The organism is Levilactobacillus fujinensis (assembly GCF_003946335.1).
GTDB classification, from domain to species: domain Bacteria; phylum Bacillota; class Bacilli; order Lactobacillales; family Lactobacillaceae; genus Levilactobacillus; species Levilactobacillus fujinensis.
Genome location: NZ_RHNX01000019.1, coordinates 40,262 through 55,759 on the forward strand (window position 1 = coordinate 40,262; position 15,498 = coordinate 55,759).

Sequence of the window (15,498 nt, forward strand, 5' to 3'; positions counted from 1 at the left end):
AGCCGAGAGGTCGGCAGATATGGGCTCAGGCGCGTCGTTCTACTTAGTCGGCAGGTGGGTTCCCTGCTGGCTTAGTAGAAAACCAAGCTTGGAGACTCGGCATTTTCGAAGCTTCAAGTTGTATTCGCACCGTTCCAGCCCATATCTGCCGGCCGGTAAGGCGATGGTTGGACAACGTTGCCTAATTTTAGACCCAGTATCATTGTGACAACGGTCATAACGTGTGTTTGGGGACTTTCAACCTCAGTTAGAGTGAAAGAAAGGACCTAACTACCAGTGAAAACGGGCAATTAGGTCCTAATTTGTTTAAGTTAAAATTGGAATACGGCTTGCTATATCTGCCAGCCGGTAAGGCGAAAGAGCATCTATTTCGTCATGTAGATATAAAGGTGGTCGGTGGAGAAGCCGGTATTAAACCGAATGCCATTCGACCGAATCGTCTTCGTAGTGGTCGAGGAACTGTTCTTCTTAGCGTCTTTCAAAACCTTTTCAAACTTGTTGATGACGTACTTCGGCTTGGCACCTAAAGTCGTTCCCAGTAGAGCAAAGGTGGTCCCAAACTTCTTTTGACCGGACTTGGTCTTCATTTGCTTAGTAGGTATGATCATGGCTAAGCTCATCAGCTTGCCGTCTTGAACGTTGCCACGCACGGTGACGTCCTTGGTAGCAATCAAGTTCTTAAGACCGGATTTCGCAGTGGTTGGGAGTAGGTCGTCCTTGGCCTGTTTTTTGGCCGTGGCCATTTCGGCTTGAAGCTTTTTAGCGGCGGCTTGTTGTTGCTGCATGGCTGCAGCAGCGGCCGTTGGGTTAGTTTTGGCTAAGGCTGTCAATTTTTTCTTCGTGGCGGCCTGGCTCTTTTGGGCCGCTTGAAGTTCCTTTTGAACTTTGGCAGGCAGGTAGCTACCGATGACCATTTGGTTGTATTTAGCGGCGACCTTCTTGTAGTTACCTAAGGCCTTGACCTTCTTCACGGTGACGGACTTAGTCGCACTGCCAGCCGTGATTTTGACCTTTTGGTCGGTCGTGGCGGCAGGAACCTGGAAGAAATAGGTGCCACCGTTAACCTTCGTACTACGTTTGGAACCATTTGCAATTTGATAGCTGACCGTCTTGGATTTGGCTTTGCCCTTGATGACTGCAGTCAAAGCAGTTGGGCGATAGCTGGTCTTATTCGTAGTAAGTGTGTTATTCGAGCAGCCGGCAAGGGTCAAGGCTAAAAGACCCAGGGCGCCCAACAAAAACTTCTTCAATTATATCCATCCCTTTAGTGATTAATTTACTTGATTCATCTTACCACAATCTGTCAGAGAAGCGAGAATGAGAATTGCCTAACATTTTACCGGGAAGCCTAAAAATCTCGTGAAAAATGACGCAATTAGCTTTCACTGTCGCAGCAGAATTGTTATCATGAAGTTGTTGAAAGCGATACCACATTGATGGTTTACTATGGGAAGGACGGGATATGATGTATGAACGGATCTTAGTACCGATGGATGGCAGCAAGAATGCCCACGCGGCGTTAGTGGAGGCCACCAAACTAGCCCAAAAATTGGGCGCCAAACTGTTCATTGTTTCCGTCGCTAGTGATCAAACCTATGCCCACTACGGCGCGGAATTCGGTAGCGAAATCATTACTCACTTTAAAGACGCGGCGACGACATTTCTGGAAAGTGCCGTTGAAGAGGTGAAGCAACAGGGAGTTCCGGTTGAGACGAGTTTCAAAGTTGGGCTTCCTAAACCAACCATTGCCAAGACATTGCCGGCGGAATTGAACACGACGTTAACCGTCATTGGTCGTTCCGGTGTCCACGGTTTAGGGAAAGCGATTATGGGATCCACCACCAACTATGTTGTTCAGAATTCAGAGACGAGTGTTCTGGTGGTTGATTAGTTAATTTAGCAATTATTGAGAGGTGCGGTCCTAGTGGCCGGGCCTCTTTTCGTGTAGATCAAAATTTACAGTGGATTGAAAGAATCATCAGGTTTAGTATCAAAATGGAAATGAACGCAAAAAAACACACCGACAGTATCGGTGTGTTTTCAGTAATGACTTCAGCTTACTTCTTGTTCTTTAACCAACGTTGTAAGTCTGAAATTTCGTCGCGGCGCTTCCGGTCCTTTTTACGGTTAACCTTCCGACGGCCTTGGACGCCATTTGGATGTGCTTTTCTCATTGTAAAAACCCTCGCTTAATTAAAATAACAATCGACTGTAAGTTTACTGGTTTTCCTAGCAAAATGCAAGCTCTATACAGGATCAACTAGTTTTAAACCACCCGGAAGCGTTGACAGGACAACGTTTACTGTGATTTGTTTAAAATTTTTATTGGGGTCCAACCAACCTGCCAGAAAGTGGTATATTGGAATCAATTCGCTAAAACGGCGAACGCCAGGTTCTCGACTGATGACCTGAGTTGCGTGATTTTTAGCCGACGATTTAGCTGTCGTAACCGTGATATAACGCGGATAGCGTGCGTACTGTTTGCGAATGGACATTGCACAGGCATGCTCGTACCGCAAAAGCAACCTATCTGTAAAAACCACGTTCTGTTTTAAATCACCCAATCATCAATTTTATCACCAACAGTTTTACATAGGCCTGAATGCAACCGAACAGAATAGGCGACACTAATCTTCATTGTGACTTAATATTTGGCTAGGGTCAATGGCGCAAGGGAGAGTGTCGGTGAAACTTTGGGCATAGCGCCTAAAGAAGGATAACGCGTTGCGTCGTATTTGGCAAGCTAGCTGATGTTCTAAGACACGATAGAAGGAGCTGGTTCGGCGCATGCGGGTGGGTTAAGCATTCGCCGGCATTCTTGCCCAAGTTACAGCATGGGCGACCTGAAAGCCCGTACTTCAGGCTGAAGGCGTTTCCCGCAGCAGGCGACGTACGATTATGGTATGCGACTCTAATCTTCAAATGATTTTAGTATCTAAGGAAAGGGACGGCGAGAATGCAAGTTCTAAAAATGAAACGCGGATTACTCTGGGCATGGCTTATTGCGATGGTCGTGGGCGGTATCTTGGTGTGGGGAACCGCCCACGATGCAGCGTTTTACCGTGACCCCATCATGCAGGTGACCGGCGTGACGACAGGCAAGACGACTAAGGAGACTGATGATTTTCACAATGTCGATAGCCAGACGAAACAGGTCCTGTCCGGAAAAATTTTAAATGGAAAGTATCAAGGCCAGCACCTGACCGTTAGCAATGTTTATTCCTACTCACGGGCGATGGACCAGAAGTATCACGTGGGAAGCCAACTCTTTGTGGTCGTCCACAGTCGTAACGGTCAAAGCCTGACCGCGACGGCCAAGGACAGTAAGCGTGACACCACGTTAGTCTTTATGGTCTGGTTGGTCGTAGCACTACTGCTATTAATCATGCAGTTCAGCGGTTTCATGGCCTTTCTAAGTGTGGCGGCCAACGGGGTGCTCTTTTTCCTGGCCATCGTCCTCAATGGGTCGACGCAGGGGGCACAAGTCCTGTGGATCTTCGGTAGCCTTGCCGTGGTCTTTGCGGCATTGACGCTGTGGTTGGTAATTGGCGCCAACCGACAGATGTTGATTACGTTTGCGACCACGCTTGGGGGGACGGCGTTTTCTATCATTGTGGCGTTACTAGTCTTTCACGTGACCCATGAACGCGGTATGTACTACGAATCCATGCAGTACGTCACCCAACTCCCACGGCCATTGTTCTTGGCAGAAACGCTGCTGGGATCGTTAGGAGCAGTCATGGATGAGTCGACCGATATCATTTCGTCGCTGTTTGCCTTGAAACGGGAGCGTCCGGAGCTGTCGGCTAATCAAGTTTTCAAGTCCGGTCGTCAGATTGGGTCGACCATCATGGGGCCATTGATCAACGTGTTGTTCTTCATCTTCGTGGCCGATACGTTCCCGATGGCGATGCTGTATTTGAAAAATGGCAACAGCTGGGGCTACACGTTCTCAATGAACATGTCGATGGGTGTCGTTCAGAGCCTGATTAGCGGTATCGGTATCGTCTTGGCGGTGCCCCTTGCTAGCTTTCTGGCGAGTCGCTTCATGGATAAGAAGAAGGTGACAGCATGAGTACGATTACGGTATTAGGATTGGTCTTGCTGATCCTCATGGTGTTGGTTGGTGGTAAAGCCGGTGCCCAGTCATTTCTAGCGTTGATTCTAAACTTTGGTCTGCTGTATTTGGCTATCGTGTTGGTTGCATTTCACTTCTCACCGCTAATTGTGACGCTGGTCGTGGGGATGTTGGTCCTCGCATTAACCATCTTCATGAGCAGTGGTGACGACCTGTCGAGCACCGTGGCGTTCATTGCGTCTGCGGTGGTGCTGGTGGTCTTGGTCCTGTTGATTGTGCCGGTGGAAAATTGGGCGCTGGTTCAGGGTTTCGGTCCAGAAGATAGTGAGGACTTGGAAGGCCTGTCAGTGCTGGTCGGGATAAAATTTGTGCAAGTCACGACCGCCACGGCCATCTTGAGTACGCTAGGTGCCATTGCGGAGGCCGCTATGGCCATTTCGGCTGGCCTCAGTGAGATTCTCGAGCAACACCCGCAAGTGAGCACGACGGCCCTGCTAGGGGACGGTATTGCCGTGGGTAAGCAGATTATTGGCACGACATTTAATACGCTGTTCTTTGGTTTCTTCGGTGGTTTCTTGGCCCTATTCATCTGGTTTACGGGGGTCCACTACTCATTTGGTGAAATTTTAAATGATAAGATCTTTGTTTCGGAAATTCTAATGATTCTCTTTGCCATGGTCAGTGTAATCCTGACGGTGCCAATTACCACGTGGGTCATGACTCGGGCGGTGGCTGGTCAGCGTAAACGGGCGGCTAAGCAGGAAAATAATTAAAAACTAGTGTGGTGCCCTTGACGAGCATCACACTGGTTTTTAGTTTGAGCTGAAGGTTGAAAGCCAAAATATTTTCGTTACTCTTGCGACATTAGGAATTATCACGGCTAAATTAGTGAAAACAGCCGCACTCCGGCTGCCAGGGATTCCGCTTGCTGTGGGGAACGCTTCCAGCCAAAGGACGGGCTTCCGGCTCGCTGCATCCCTGACCGCCTCCGGCTTTGATTGTGCGCGTCAATTCCAGTCACTGAATCCCCAAGTGGCTGCTAAAGTTTAAACATAATTCAGCAGCGTTCCTAGCGGCTTGATTCATGTTGCCTCAGACCGACTACGTAAGGCGATGATTGGACAACATCTCCTTACCGGTCGAAATCCGCTAGAGCTAACGGATCAAGGGTTTAAAAACGCAAAAAAAACAGCCTCCCATACAGATTATGGGCGAGCCGTTTAATAGTCACAATTTAGTTGCTACTGCTAGCACTGCTGGTACTGGTTGCGCTGCTCTCAACGGTACTGCTACTAGAGCTAGCAACGCTGGAAGAAGTGGCAGCGGACTCACTGGACGCACTGGTACTTGTAGCGGTGGCCGTCACAACGTTAGTGATGTTGGTCAGGTTGCCAGAGTAGACCCAGTAACGCTTGGCACTATTCTTAGATGGGCGAATTCGGTACCACATTGATCCGTTACTCTTCTTTGCGGTCATATCGATGTAGTAAGTCTTGCCAACCTTAGGAGAAATCTTGGACCAGCTTTGACGTTTGGCATTCTTGTTGGAGCCTTTGACGTGATTGTAGAGATAGTTTTTCTTGTACGTACTGCTCAACTGAGCCTGCTGGTTGACAGAGGTGTAAGTTGCGGACATTAACTTCGTGTGGCTCAAATCAAGATTGTTGTAATACTTCTTAACCATTTGATAGAACATTGCCATGGTGTACTTTTGACCGAAGTAGGTGCTCCCGGCACTGGCGTAGTAGCCAACGGGATCGGTATGGGTAGAACCACCGAGATACTTCGCAACGGAACCATGGGACCAAACCGTTCCCTTACCGTCATAGGCGGCATCGTTAGGCTTCAAGTTGTATTCATTTAACAGGTAAGCGGTATACCAGGCAGCGTTCGCAATTTCATGGGCGAAGGCCGACTTACTGTGGACTTCGACTTGTTCAAATTGAATGAACCGCGCGTTACCTGGGTAGCCAACACCCCATGATAAGTAGTCGGTATTGGCAATGTTGATGATGTTGGAAGCGTCAACGAAACTGTGAACGAAAGCGTTGTTGTAGTTGCGCTTCATGTAGGCAATTTCATTGTAAATAGTTGAAGAAGGGTTGGCCGTTTCATGAATGACGACCCCTTCAGGCTTAGCTTTACCATTTCGATACGCGTTTTTTGGAAAGCCACTCCAAATAGCTTTTGTGACTTTCGCTGGCGTAATGTCCTGACTATTAATATAATCATTGACGTTGGAACTGGCAGCTGAAGCCGTAGTCGTTGACATACCGAAGATTCCGGCTGCCCCCAGTGTGGCCAGTGCGGTTAAAACTACTTTATGCATTTTCACCCTGATCATCCCTCATATCTTTCTTCTAGTTTATTTATGACAGCCGTGCTAGCGGTTGCTCAGTCGATGTTATTCGTTATCAACTATATACATGATTCGCGCTGCCGACAACCGCCATATTGGGTTCTATGCGTAATATTACGGGGCTAATAACGAGCGCTATGGGCTTTGCTGGCGGTGTTTGCAAATAGATTAAATGTTGGTGTCCCCTGTAACTTATCTGTAATATTAAGTGTCAGCGTTTATACATTTTAATGTGGTTAGTGATGTTGAGGGCATCGAATCGCTTAAAAGATGGTGCCGATAATTGCTGATTATACTGGTATGATAGCGTTTCCCGCTGGTTTCTGAAAATGCCAAAAGCATGTCAGTGACCGTATCAAAAATGGCTTGGTTTATCATCCGGCAATCTGTTCAGTGCAGCAAATAGTTAGTGGAAATACACAACTGGGTTTATAATTAACAGTTCCACAAGTCAAGACCCGTTACTGAGAAGGAAACCATCTAATCTCAATGGCTGGAAAAATTTGCTTTGCTGGACAACGTCGTCTAGTCTCAACACCTTACCATCCGGCAGATATGGGCTAGAAACAGTGCGTACACAACTTGAAGCTGCGAAAATACCGAGCTGCCAAGCTTGGTTTTCTACTAGGCCAGTAGGAAAGCACTCGCTAACTAAGTAGAATGATAGGCCTTGGCCCTTATTTGTCGACCTCTTGGCGTACGTGGTTGTTCCGAGACAACATAAAAAGGCGCGTGACTATTTGAGTTCAGTAGTCGTGCGCTTTTGACGTTGTTTAGTAGTTAACGACAGAATTTCTGGTAGCCAGGGCGCGGTCATTTACGCAAAGGTGAACACGACCACTATTCCGCAGTAGCCCAGTTCTGTCGTTTCCGGTCGATGTGTAATTTCTGTTGGCATTCGGGGCAGAGACCGTAGACTTCAACGTGGTTGCTGGTCACCAAGTACCCAGTTTGCTGGCTGGCCTGATGATTCAATTCCTGTTCGATCTCGTCAAAGTCTGGCGCGAAGACATCGGTAATCTTACCGCAGTTCTCGCAGATGACGTGGTAGTGAGGGCGTCCATAGAAATCGTAGCGAATGCCACCATTATCGTTCGGTAATTCAATGACGATACCCAGGTCCACTAAGAGGTTAAGCGTGTTATAGACGGTTGCCATGCTAAGGTTAGGGAGTTGGTCCGATAGCGCATTAAAAATGGTGTCGACCGCCGGATGGTTATGGTGGGTCACCAGATAAGTTAAGATAATTTGTCGCTGCGGGGTCACCCGGACGTGGTGCTCTTTCAGCGTCTTCAAGGCCTGATTGAGAAGTTGTTGCTGACTAGCCATTGGGAATCCCTCCTTTAATTTATAATCAGTCTAGTTTGACTCTATTAAACCACATTTTGGCGACAGGTCCAACATTCCGCTCTAGTTTAGAATAAATCGTGATTAAAAATTTAAAAGTTGCCGGATTGGCGTTTACTTTTCCAGAAATAGTGAGTACAATAGATCCGTTAGCAAGTGAGAATCATTCTAAATTAGTCAATATTAATTAGATACACCTAACTTTTGTTTCTAACTAGTGTTAAACTATATTATGATTGTATGAACGGAAATATTTTGGGGGCGAAGTAGTTATGAAAAAGGTAAAAAAGCAAGCGACGTTGGCACAACGAATCAACGTGCTACGGGCTAGTGTGATGGGGGCCAACGACGGTATCTTATCCGTCGCCGGTATCGTTATTGGTGTCGCCGGAGCGGCAACTAGCAGTTATGCCATTTTTATTTCCGGAATTGCGGGAATGATTGCCGGGACGGTGTCTATGGCGATGGGGGAGTACGTCTCGGTTAACACGCAAAAGGATGCGCAACGAAAGGCCATCGAAACGCAAACGGTCGCATTAGACGACAATTACGAGGGGGAATTTTCCTTTGTACGTGACAAGTACACAGCAACCGGCATCAAACCGGAGCTAGCTGAACAGGCGACGAAAGAAATGATGGCAGATGATCCTGTAAAAACGACCGTCCGCGAACGTTTCGGCTTTAATGTCGGTGAGTATACCAATCCGTTTTCTGCAGCTATTGCGTCAATGATTTCATTTCCCACCGGGTCAATTCTGCCATTGCTATCGATCAGTTTATTACCAGCAAAATGGCGGATTTTAGGCACCTTCTTGGCCGTGGTCGTAGCTCTGTCGATTACGGGTTACGTGGCGGCGCTGTTGGGAAATGCCAATCGCCGGAACGGGACGATGCGTAATGTCATCGCCGGAATTTTAACGATGCTGGTCACTTACGGCATCGGCAGTTTATTTGCCTAGGGGAGGCACAATTATGGTCGCAAATCGAGAATTGAAGAAAGCTAAAAAGCAACACCAGACAATGGAAGAAAAATTAAATACGTTACGGGCCGGTGTTCTGGGCTCTAACGATGGAATCTTGACCGTTGTTGGGGTGTTGTTCAGTGTCGCCGCAGCAACGAATAACCAGTTTACGATTTTTATCGCCGGGTTATCCGATCTGCTGGCCTGCGCCTTTTCTATGGCGTCTGGCGAATATGCCTCCGTCAGCACGCAAAAGGATACCGAAAAGGCGGCCGTGGCAAAGGAAGAACGGTTGCTGGGAACGGATTATGCGAGTCAATTGAAGTCCGTGCAACAATTTTATCTGGATCGTGGTGTCAGCGAAGGAACGTCCCTGGCGATTGCCAAAGACCTGATGAGTAAGGACGCATTGGGTACGGTCGTTAACGTTAAGGAAGACATTCAGCTTGGACACTACATGAATCCCTGGGATGCCGCGTTCTCTTCACTGGTTGCGGCGTCGTTGGGTGGGGCCTTTCCATTGGCGGCCATGACCCTCTTTCCTGCCGCAACGCAGTGGCCAGCAACCATCGTGGCCGTGCTGTTGTCCGTGACGTTAACTGGATTTCTGAGTGCTAAATTAGGACATGGACTGGTGAAGACAGCCATTATTCGTAACGTGATCGTCGGGATTATTACCATGTTCATTCACTACTACGTCGGTCAGTTCTTCTAAGCAGATTATTTCCACTTTCTTATGGCATTGCCAGAGAGCAAGTGTAAAATGAGCCGAACACGTCAGATTGGGTTGGGAGAGTGGGACAAAAGGCGATTAGCTGGCGAGCGTTAAGACTGATAACCGAATAATCCTGGACTTGGGTTATTTGGTTATCAGCTTTAAGCGGAGTCAGCTAATTTTTGTCCCACGTTTCAGCACTGTAAATTTGGAGCTGCCAGAGGAGCCTGGAGTTTTGTCCCAGGTTCTTCTGAGAGTGACCAAGTGTTCGGCCTTTTGTGTCCAGTTTTCAGTTTAAAGGAAGGCGACGGAATCAGCTGTCATGACTCGGTTACCCATCAGCTACTGGCGGATTACTTTTTGAAATTGGGGGAATTTGGCTTGAAGCGCAAGATGAGTTTATACTCGCTAGTCATGTTAACGCTGAGTGCCATTATTGGCTCGGGATGGTTATTTGGGGCCGGAATGGCCGCACAAATCGCTGGCCCAGCCGCAGTTTTATCATGGATTTTAGGGGCCGTCGTCATTGGTCTGATTGCAGTAAATTATATTGAATTGGGAACGATGTTTCCCACAAGCGGTGGGATGAGTCAGTACGCCGCGTTCTCCCATGGGCCCTTACTCGGCTTTGTGGCCGGGTGGTCGAATTGGCTGTCCCTCTTAACAATTATTCCGATTGAGGCGGTGGCGGCGGTCCAGTACATGAGTTCCTGGCCGTGGTCCTGGGCCAACTGGACCCGTGGCTTCTTGAAGGATGGCAATATCACCAACCAAGGACTGTTCATCGTCTTCCTATTCATTTTGGCCTTTACCCTCCTAAACTTCTGGTCGGTAAAGTTGTTAACGCGATTTACGAGTTTTATTTCAATCTTTAAATTAGCTATTCCGACACTGACCATCATTGTCTTGATGTGGACGGGGTTTGAGCCACAAAACTTTGCGCACGCCGCGAGTTTTATGCCAGCAGGGAGTGCATCGATTTTCTCGGCGACCACGGCCGCTGGCATCATCTTTTCCTATAACGCCTTTCAGACGACCATCAACATGGGCAATGAGATTGAACATCCGGAGCGTAACATTCTTTGGGGCATCGTGATTGCTTTTGGAATCAGTACCGTGATCTACACGATGTTGCAGGTCGCCTTTATTGGGGCCGTGCCAGCGGGGATGCTGCAACATGGCTGGCAGGGGGTCAACTTTCAGTCGCCATTTGCCGATCTCGCCATCCTATTGAATTTGGGTTGGTTGTCAACACTGCTGTACTTGGACGCCTTTGTGTCGCCATTTGGCACTGGAGTTTCCTTCGTGGCAACGACGAGTCGGGCGCTGGCTGCGATGACTGGGACCAAGCACGTGCCGACAAAATTAGGTGAAATTAACCGAAAATACCAGACACCAAGACGGGCGATGATCGTCAATATGCTACTCGGCGTTGTACTGGTCGCGGGCTTTCGTAATTGGAGCACGCTGTCTAATGTGATTTCGACGTCCACGCTGATCGCCTATCTGACCGGTCCGGTCACGGTAGCGGCTTTGCGTCATCAAGGACCGAAGTTTGTCCGGCCATTTCGACTGCACGGTCTAAACTGGTGGGCGCCGCTAGCTTATGTGTTGGCGAGCCTGGCCATCTATTGGGCCAAGTGGCCGACCACGATTGAGGTCTTCGGTGTGATTGCGTTGGGCCTAGTCTGCTACGTGTACTATGAAATCAGAAAACCAGCGGGGTGGCAGTCGTTACGGGCAAGCCTTAAGGGGAGCCGGTGGTTGCTCGCCGAAATGGTGTGGCTGACCATCATGTCGCTGATTGGAAGCACGGAATTTGGGGGAATGGGCACGATGCCTTATCCACTGGACTTCGTGTTTGTAGCGGCCGGCAGCTTGGCCTGTTACTATCTGGGCGTGCACGACGCCTACTACAGCGAGTCGTTTCGCATCGCTGAGGAGTTGAACCAACGGGTTAGTGAAGAGTAAGAGTAAACTTGTGTAAAATGGCCACGTTCTGACTGGGCACCGTCACCGCACCGTCACCGCAGCGGCATAGCCTGCAGGTCACGATGTGATTGTCAACGAGTTGCGTAGTCATTTTCCTAGTTGACAGAAAATTATTGTGTAAGCCGAGAGGTCGCCAGTTATACTCGGGTACTTAACTTACACTGCAATTAAAACAGAACTAAAATAAGTTCCCTACACATCAATTTGGTAGGAAACTTTTTCATGGGGAAATTCGAAAGAACTGGTAACCGTCACCAGGGGTGTGCTACGCTGAGGACAGCTTACAGAGGAGGCTGGCAAGAATGTCTAAACAGATTTGGCAACACGTCGCGATGGCCGTTGTGGCGGCGGGGATTGTGTCAACGGGGCTAACAGTGACTGCAGCGGCGAAGGCTCAGTATTCGGCACAGCGGTCAAATGCAATCAGGTTAATTTGGCGACGGTCGATGGGCCGGCACGCGGTTCATGCCACGGGTGAAGGCGCCCGTTACTCGAAGCACTTGGGCTATCGCTACGGGGATTTGAGCACCCTAACTAAGCTGACATTTTACACGGATGCTCACGAAAAGGTCCAGGTCAAGGCGACCGGCAAGTATCGGATTTACTACCACGTGAAGAGCAGCAATGGGTTGTTCGCGGCGTGGGTGTGGCGTGGTTACCTACAGGATGGTGTGGCAGCGACCCTGGGGCAGACCGGGACGGCTAAGCCAATGACCGGCAAGCTGAACTTGAACAGTGCACAGAGTACGGCGCAGTTTGACAAAGACGTGGTCGCCTACATCCAGCAGACATACCCCACATTCAAGTTCAAGGCGGGAGTGAATGCTTACGCACAGCTTGAGAGTGAACAGTTGTACTTGAATCCAGATTTCAACAGTGAACAAGCCGTGAAAAAGTTAAAATTAGATCCGCACAATTTAAACGGCAGTGTAGCCTACATTACGGAACAGGACTTCCAATCACGACTAGCGCTGTCGCAGACTTACGCGACACAGGTCAAGAACATGGCCCAAAACTTCGAGGACCTCTTACCAAGGTCTGCGTCACCACGGGTGGGGATTGGGTTCCACACGGTACCGAACGGTCAAATGAAAGATCGGTCGGCGAAAGCGATGCGCGCGTATTATGCGGTAGCGTATGAAGATGACAGTGAGTAAGGTACATTAAGAGAGAGGTGGTCACCAGACGCTAAACGGTACGGTGATCACTTTTTATTCGTTCCAAGTGAGACCTAATTTTTTTACTATACATTGAGGACATGTTTTCTTTAATTTTCAGAAATGATTTAGGGGATTAGGTAGTTTTCAAACTAGGTTCTGACTAAACTAGAAGTAGAAATAAGGAGGTCAGAACATGAAAAAGATGATTAAAGGCATCATTGCGTTGGGTGCCGGGATGAGCTTAATGGGGAGCTTGAGCACCACGGCAGCGGCCAGTTCGCAATATTCGGCCAGTCGGTCCAACTCGGTGCGTCTAATTTGGCAGCCGCTACTCGAAACACTTGGGGACTTGGTACGGCTACAACAGCAGTCTGTCAGATGTGACGTGGTATACCAATGCGCATGAAAAACTGGTTGATGTGGCTACCGGGAAATATCTGATTTACTACCATGTCAACAGTGCCGATGGGCAACACGGTGGTTGGATCTGGCGTGGCTATTTAAAGTCAGCAGCCAGTACTCCCGTGACACTGACAACGACGACGATGAACTGGGCAACCGCAGCGAAGTCGGCGGGACTACAGTCGGCTGATATTAAGTTGATGAAATTGTTTCCCCATGCTGCTTACGATGCCGATTTGATGGCCGTCGTCAATCAGGTCTTTGCGTCGACCGAGAATCAGCCTATTTTGACGGAAGAAACTTCAACCGCGAATGATGATTTCAATCAGCTGTTAACCGTAAATCATACCGATTACAGTGCGGTTTACCTGGTTCGGTTTAACGTTAATAATCCAAATAGCTTGGCTGAGGTTAAACAGGCGGTGAACGCCAACCTTGATGCTAACGGACAAGCCGACTTGCAACGGTGGCATATTGCTGGCAAAATTGCGCCCATTGGCACCGCAACACAGGCGTCTGGTTTAAAGGCCGGCAGCGGTTTGCTTGTCTTTGCGACGAAATAACTAAAAAGCACATTTCTATCTGAGGGGGTTCTCTCAACACAGAAATGTGCTTTCGTTTACAACTATCTATTTTACCGTCTAAGTGTCCAGCGCCACTGGCCATCAGTTTGGACAAAACCAGCGGCGGCCAGGACCGCGTTATCCAAGCGAGTGGCGTCTGGTAAGGTCAGTTTGGTCAACTGAAGTTCCTCACGGCCAAAGCTGACGAGCCGATCGACAATCTCTTGCTGTTCGGCGGCGGGGAGGCGCTTGCCAGTCAAGCAAGCCTGCCCCTTATGCGCGATTAAATCGAGGTCAGTGAAGCCGCCCCAACCAATTAGCTTGTGGGTGCGGCGGCGTTCGATGCCCCAAGTCAAAGCAGTGCGGCCCATGGTGTTACGCATGGTAGTGTTGACCCAGTCTGCTGTTTCACCGAGGTCCTGATTGGTCAGGTCGGCCACGTTTTTTAACTTGAAGCGGGTGAGCCAGTCGAAACGAAAAGTGGGGGTTAAAAGGGGATGATACCCTTCGAAGCTAGACATGTGCGGTGATTCCTTTCTGAATCTGTTTAGCCCTATTGTACCGGTAAATGCCGCTGAACGCTAGTGACTTCCTCGGTGTTAATTGGCCAGCTGTGCTATACTTAAAAGTGATATTGGCAAGTTGAAAGGGGTAGCACACATGACGGAAGATTTTTATATTGGAACTTACACCAAGCGGATTAGTCGCGGTATCTACCGGGTCAGCGTGGACACCAAGGCACCGAAGTTAACGGATTGTGAATGGTTAGCATCAGCTGGGAGCCCAACCTACATTGCAAAGGCTAAGGCTAAGCGGCTGTACGTCATCAACAAGAAGGAAACCGACGGGGCAACGCATGGTGGGTTGATCATCTACGATATGAGCGAAGATAAGCCACGGGCCATTCAACAGGTTTTGGCTACGGGTTCCTCACCAGCCTATGTCGCGGTCGACGAAGCCCGGCAGTTAGTCTACACGGCCAACTACCACACCGCTGCGGTTCAGGTCTACGCCATCGCTGCTGACGGCACCTTGACGGAAACGGATGAAGTGATCGATCAAGATCCAGTTGGTCCAGCACCTGAACAAGCTGACGGTCCGCACCCCCACTTCGCTGACTTGACTCCAGATAACCGGTTAGTCGTTTGTGACTTGGGTTCAGATAAAGTTTATCTGTACGACGTGTCCGACGCCGGCAAATTAACCCCCGTTAGCCACGTTGACTTACCAGCTGGCTATGGTCCACGGCACATCGTTTTTGACGCTAAAAAGGGTGTTGCTTACTTAGTCGGTGAATTGAGTAGTAACGTGGCCACTTTGGCTTACGATGCCGCTGCCGGCAAGTTTACGGTGAAGTCGATCATCTCAACGATTCCAGACGATTGGACGGCGCACAACGGTTCTGCGGCCATTCGGTTGAGCAGTGACCGTCGCTTTGTCTACGTGTCCAACCGAGGCAACAACTCCATCACGGTCTTCGCGGCCGCTGAAGATGGCACGTTGACCACGGTTCAACGAATCTCCACGGAAGGTGACTTTCCGCGAGACTTCAACTGGACTTCGGATCAGAGCTTACTCTTAGTCGTTAACCAAAATTCCGACAATGCTAGTCTGTTCCAACGGGACGCCCAAAGTGGGAAGTTGACCTTGGTTCAAAAAGACTTCATGGTACCGGAAGGTGTTAGCGTTTTACCAGCTTAGAAAAGTAGAGCGGATGCAAGGGTGGCTAGTTGTCCTTGAACGCATGTTGTAACACTATAAAACATGAAAAAATAGCCTGGAACATAACTCAAAAAGTTGCTCCTTTCAGAATCGTTAGATTCTGAAAGGAGCAACTTTTATTGGCTCTTTGTCAACCGGTGTTGATGGAGGGAATTTCGGAGGTTCAATTCATTTACGAATTGGGCCTCTTTTTTGTAC

At 48.9% G+C, this 15,498-nt stretch carries 15 protein-coding genes; 10 read left to right on the plus strand and 5 right to left on the minus strand.

What is annotated here, in order from left to right:
- Positions 1–365: 365 nt before the first annotated feature.
- Positions 366–1,250 carry a hypothetical protein gene (locus EKM89_RS08110; protein WP_125687459.1) on the minus strand — a complete coding sequence of 295 codons (885 nt, stop codon included), beginning with the start codon at positions 1,248–1,250 and terminating at the stop codon, positions 366–368.
- A gap of 212 nt (positions 1,251–1,462) precedes the next feature.
- Here EKM89_RS08110 and EKM89_RS08115 point away from each other — a divergent pair, with 212 nt between their 5' ends.
- Positions 1,463–1,891 (plus strand): universal stress protein, encoded by a 429-nt coding sequence (locus EKM89_RS08115; protein WP_318530996.1) that lies wholly within the window; start codon positions 1,463–1,465, stop codon positions 1,889–1,891.
- Positions 1,892–2,246: 355 nt separating this feature from the next.
- Here the strand turns inward: EKM89_RS08115 and EKM89_RS14085 are convergent, their stop codons facing one another.
- On the minus strand, positions 2,247–2,495 hold the full coding sequence (locus EKM89_RS14085; RefSeq protein ID WP_164510550.1) for a hypothetical protein: 249 nt from the start codon (positions 2,493–2,495) through the stop codon (positions 2,247–2,249).
- A 461-nt stretch (positions 2,496–2,956) separates the two neighbouring features.
- On the opposite strand from EKM89_RS14085, the gene EKM89_RS08120 reads away from it, so the two are divergent.
- On the plus strand, positions 2,957–4,075 hold the full coding sequence (locus tag EKM89_RS08120) for a YibE/F family protein (RefSeq protein ID WP_125687461.1): 1,119 nt from the start codon (positions 2,957–2,959) through the stop codon (positions 4,073–4,075).
- A complete protein-coding gene (locus EKM89_RS08125) occupies positions 4,072–4,851 on the plus strand; it encodes a YibE/F family protein (RefSeq protein WP_125687463.1) in 780 nt (259 codons plus the stop codon). Before EKM89_RS08120 ends, EKM89_RS08125 begins: the two co-directional genes overlap by 4 nt.
- A 461-nt stretch (positions 4,852–5,312) precedes the next feature.
- Here the strand turns inward: EKM89_RS08125 and EKM89_RS08130 are convergent, their stop codons facing one another.
- Together EKM89_RS08130 and EKM89_RS08135 are read right to left on the minus strand one after the other, a co-directional pair.
- Positions 5,313–6,407 carry a peptidoglycan recognition protein family protein gene (locus tag EKM89_RS08130; RefSeq protein WP_125687465.1) on the minus strand — a complete coding sequence of 365 codons (1,095 nt, stop codon included), beginning with the start codon at positions 6,405–6,407 and terminating at the stop codon, positions 5,313–5,315.
- A gap of 870 nt (positions 6,408–7,277) precedes the next feature.
- Complete coding sequence (locus EKM89_RS08135; protein ID WP_125687467.1) at positions 7,278–7,766, minus strand: Fur family transcriptional regulator; 489 nt, start codon at positions 7,764–7,766, stop codon at positions 7,278–7,280.
- A 290-nt stretch (positions 7,767–8,056) separates the two neighbouring features.
- On the opposite strand from EKM89_RS08135, the gene EKM89_RS08140 reads away from it, so the two are divergent.
- From EKM89_RS08140 to EKM89_RS14215, 6 genes are all read left to right on the plus strand, one after another.
- On the plus strand, positions 8,057–8,743 hold the full coding sequence (locus EKM89_RS08140) for a VIT1/CCC1 transporter family protein (protein ID WP_125687469.1): 687 nt from the start codon (positions 8,057–8,059) through the stop codon (positions 8,741–8,743).
- Between the two features lie 13 nt (positions 8,744–8,756).
- Complete coding sequence (locus EKM89_RS08145) at positions 8,757–9,461, plus strand: VIT1/CCC1 transporter family protein (protein ID WP_125687471.1); 705 nt, start codon at positions 8,757–8,759, stop codon at positions 9,459–9,461.
- Positions 9,462–9,854: 393 nt separating this feature from the next.
- Positions 9,855–11,432 (plus strand): APC family permease, encoded by a 1,578-nt coding sequence (locus EKM89_RS08150; RefSeq protein ID WP_164510552.1) that lies wholly within the window; start codon positions 9,855–9,857, stop codon positions 11,430–11,432.
- Positions 11,433–11,755: 323 nt separating this feature from the next.
- On the plus strand, positions 11,756–12,610 hold the full coding sequence (locus EKM89_RS08155; RefSeq protein WP_125687475.1) for a hypothetical protein: 855 nt from the start codon (positions 11,756–11,758) through the stop codon (positions 12,608–12,610).
- Positions 12,611–12,806: 196 nt separating this feature from the next.
- Positions 12,807–13,019, plus strand: coding sequence for a hypothetical protein (locus tag EKM89_RS14210; protein WP_225421850.1), 213 nt, complete (start codon positions 12,807–12,809; stop codon positions 13,017–13,019).
- Positions 12,994–13,578: a hypothetical protein gene (locus tag EKM89_RS14215; protein ID WP_225421851.1), complete on the plus strand. Its 585-nt coding sequence runs from the start codon at positions 12,994–12,996 to the stop codon at positions 13,576–13,578. Before EKM89_RS14210 ends, EKM89_RS14215 begins: the two co-directional genes overlap by 26 nt.
- 71 nt (positions 13,579–13,649) lie before the next feature.
- On the opposite strand, the gene EKM89_RS08165 is transcribed toward EKM89_RS14215, so the two are convergent.
- Positions 13,650–14,099, minus strand: coding sequence for a GNAT family N-acetyltransferase (locus EKM89_RS08165; protein ID WP_125687477.1), 450 nt, complete (start codon positions 14,097–14,099; stop codon positions 13,650–13,652).
- Positions 14,100–14,238: 139 nt separating this feature from the next.
- On the opposite strand from EKM89_RS08165, the gene EKM89_RS08170 reads away from it, so the two are divergent.
- Positions 14,239–15,279 carry a lactonase family protein gene (locus tag EKM89_RS08170; RefSeq protein WP_125687480.1) on the plus strand — a complete coding sequence of 347 codons (1,041 nt, stop codon included), beginning with the start codon at positions 14,239–14,241 and terminating at the stop codon, positions 15,277–15,279.
- The last annotated feature ends 219 nt before the right edge of the window (positions 15,280–15,498 follow it).

What these genes read in the sequence shown, in the direction of transcription:
- EKM89_RS08115 (WP_318530996.1), top strand. Translation starts at nt 1,463, where the DNA reads ATGATGTATGAACGGATCTTAGTACCGATGGATGGCAGCAAGAATGCC.
- EKM89_RS14085 (WP_164510550.1), bottom strand. Translation starts at nt 2,495, where the DNA reads ATGTCCATTCGCAAACAGTACGCACGCTATCCGCGTTATATCACGGTT.
- EKM89_RS08120 (WP_125687461.1), top strand. Translation starts at nt 2,957, where the DNA reads ATGCAAGTTCTAAAAATGAAACGCGGATTACTCTGGGCATGGCTTATT.
- EKM89_RS08125 (WP_125687463.1), top strand. Translation starts at nt 4,072, where the DNA reads ATGAGTACGATTACGGTATTAGGATTGGTCTTGCTGATCCTCATGGTG.
- EKM89_RS08130 (WP_125687465.1), bottom strand. Translation starts at nt 6,407, where the DNA reads ATGCATAAAGTAGTTTTAACCGCACTGGCCACACTGGGGGCAGCCGGA.
- EKM89_RS08135 (WP_125687467.1), bottom strand. Translation starts at nt 7,766, where the DNA reads ATGGCTAGTCAGCAACAACTTCTCAATCAGGCCTTGAAGACGCTGAAA.
- EKM89_RS08140 (WP_125687469.1), top strand. Translation starts at nt 8,057, where the DNA reads ATGAAAAAGGTAAAAAAGCAAGCGACGTTGGCACAACGAATCAACGTG.
- EKM89_RS08145 (WP_125687471.1), top strand. Translation starts at nt 8,757, where the DNA reads ATGGTCGCAAATCGAGAATTGAAGAAAGCTAAAAAGCAACACCAGACA.
- EKM89_RS08150 (WP_164510552.1), top strand. Translation starts at nt 9,855, where the DNA reads ATGAGTTTATACTCGCTAGTCATGTTAACGCTGAGTGCCATTATTGGC.
- EKM89_RS08155 (WP_125687475.1), top strand. Translation starts at nt 11,756, where the DNA reads ATGTCTAAACAGATTTGGCAACACGTCGCGATGGCCGTTGTGGCGGCG.
- EKM89_RS14210 (WP_225421850.1), top strand. Translation starts at nt 12,807, where the DNA reads ATGAAAAAGATGATTAAAGGCATCATTGCGTTGGGTGCCGGGATGAGC.
- EKM89_RS08165 (WP_125687477.1), bottom strand. Translation starts at nt 14,099, where the DNA reads ATGTCTAGCTTCGAAGGGTATCATCCCCTTTTAACCCCCACTTTTCGT.
- EKM89_RS08170 (WP_125687480.1), top strand. Translation starts at nt 14,239, where the DNA reads ATGACGGAAGATTTTTATATTGGAACTTACACCAAGCGGATTAGTCGC.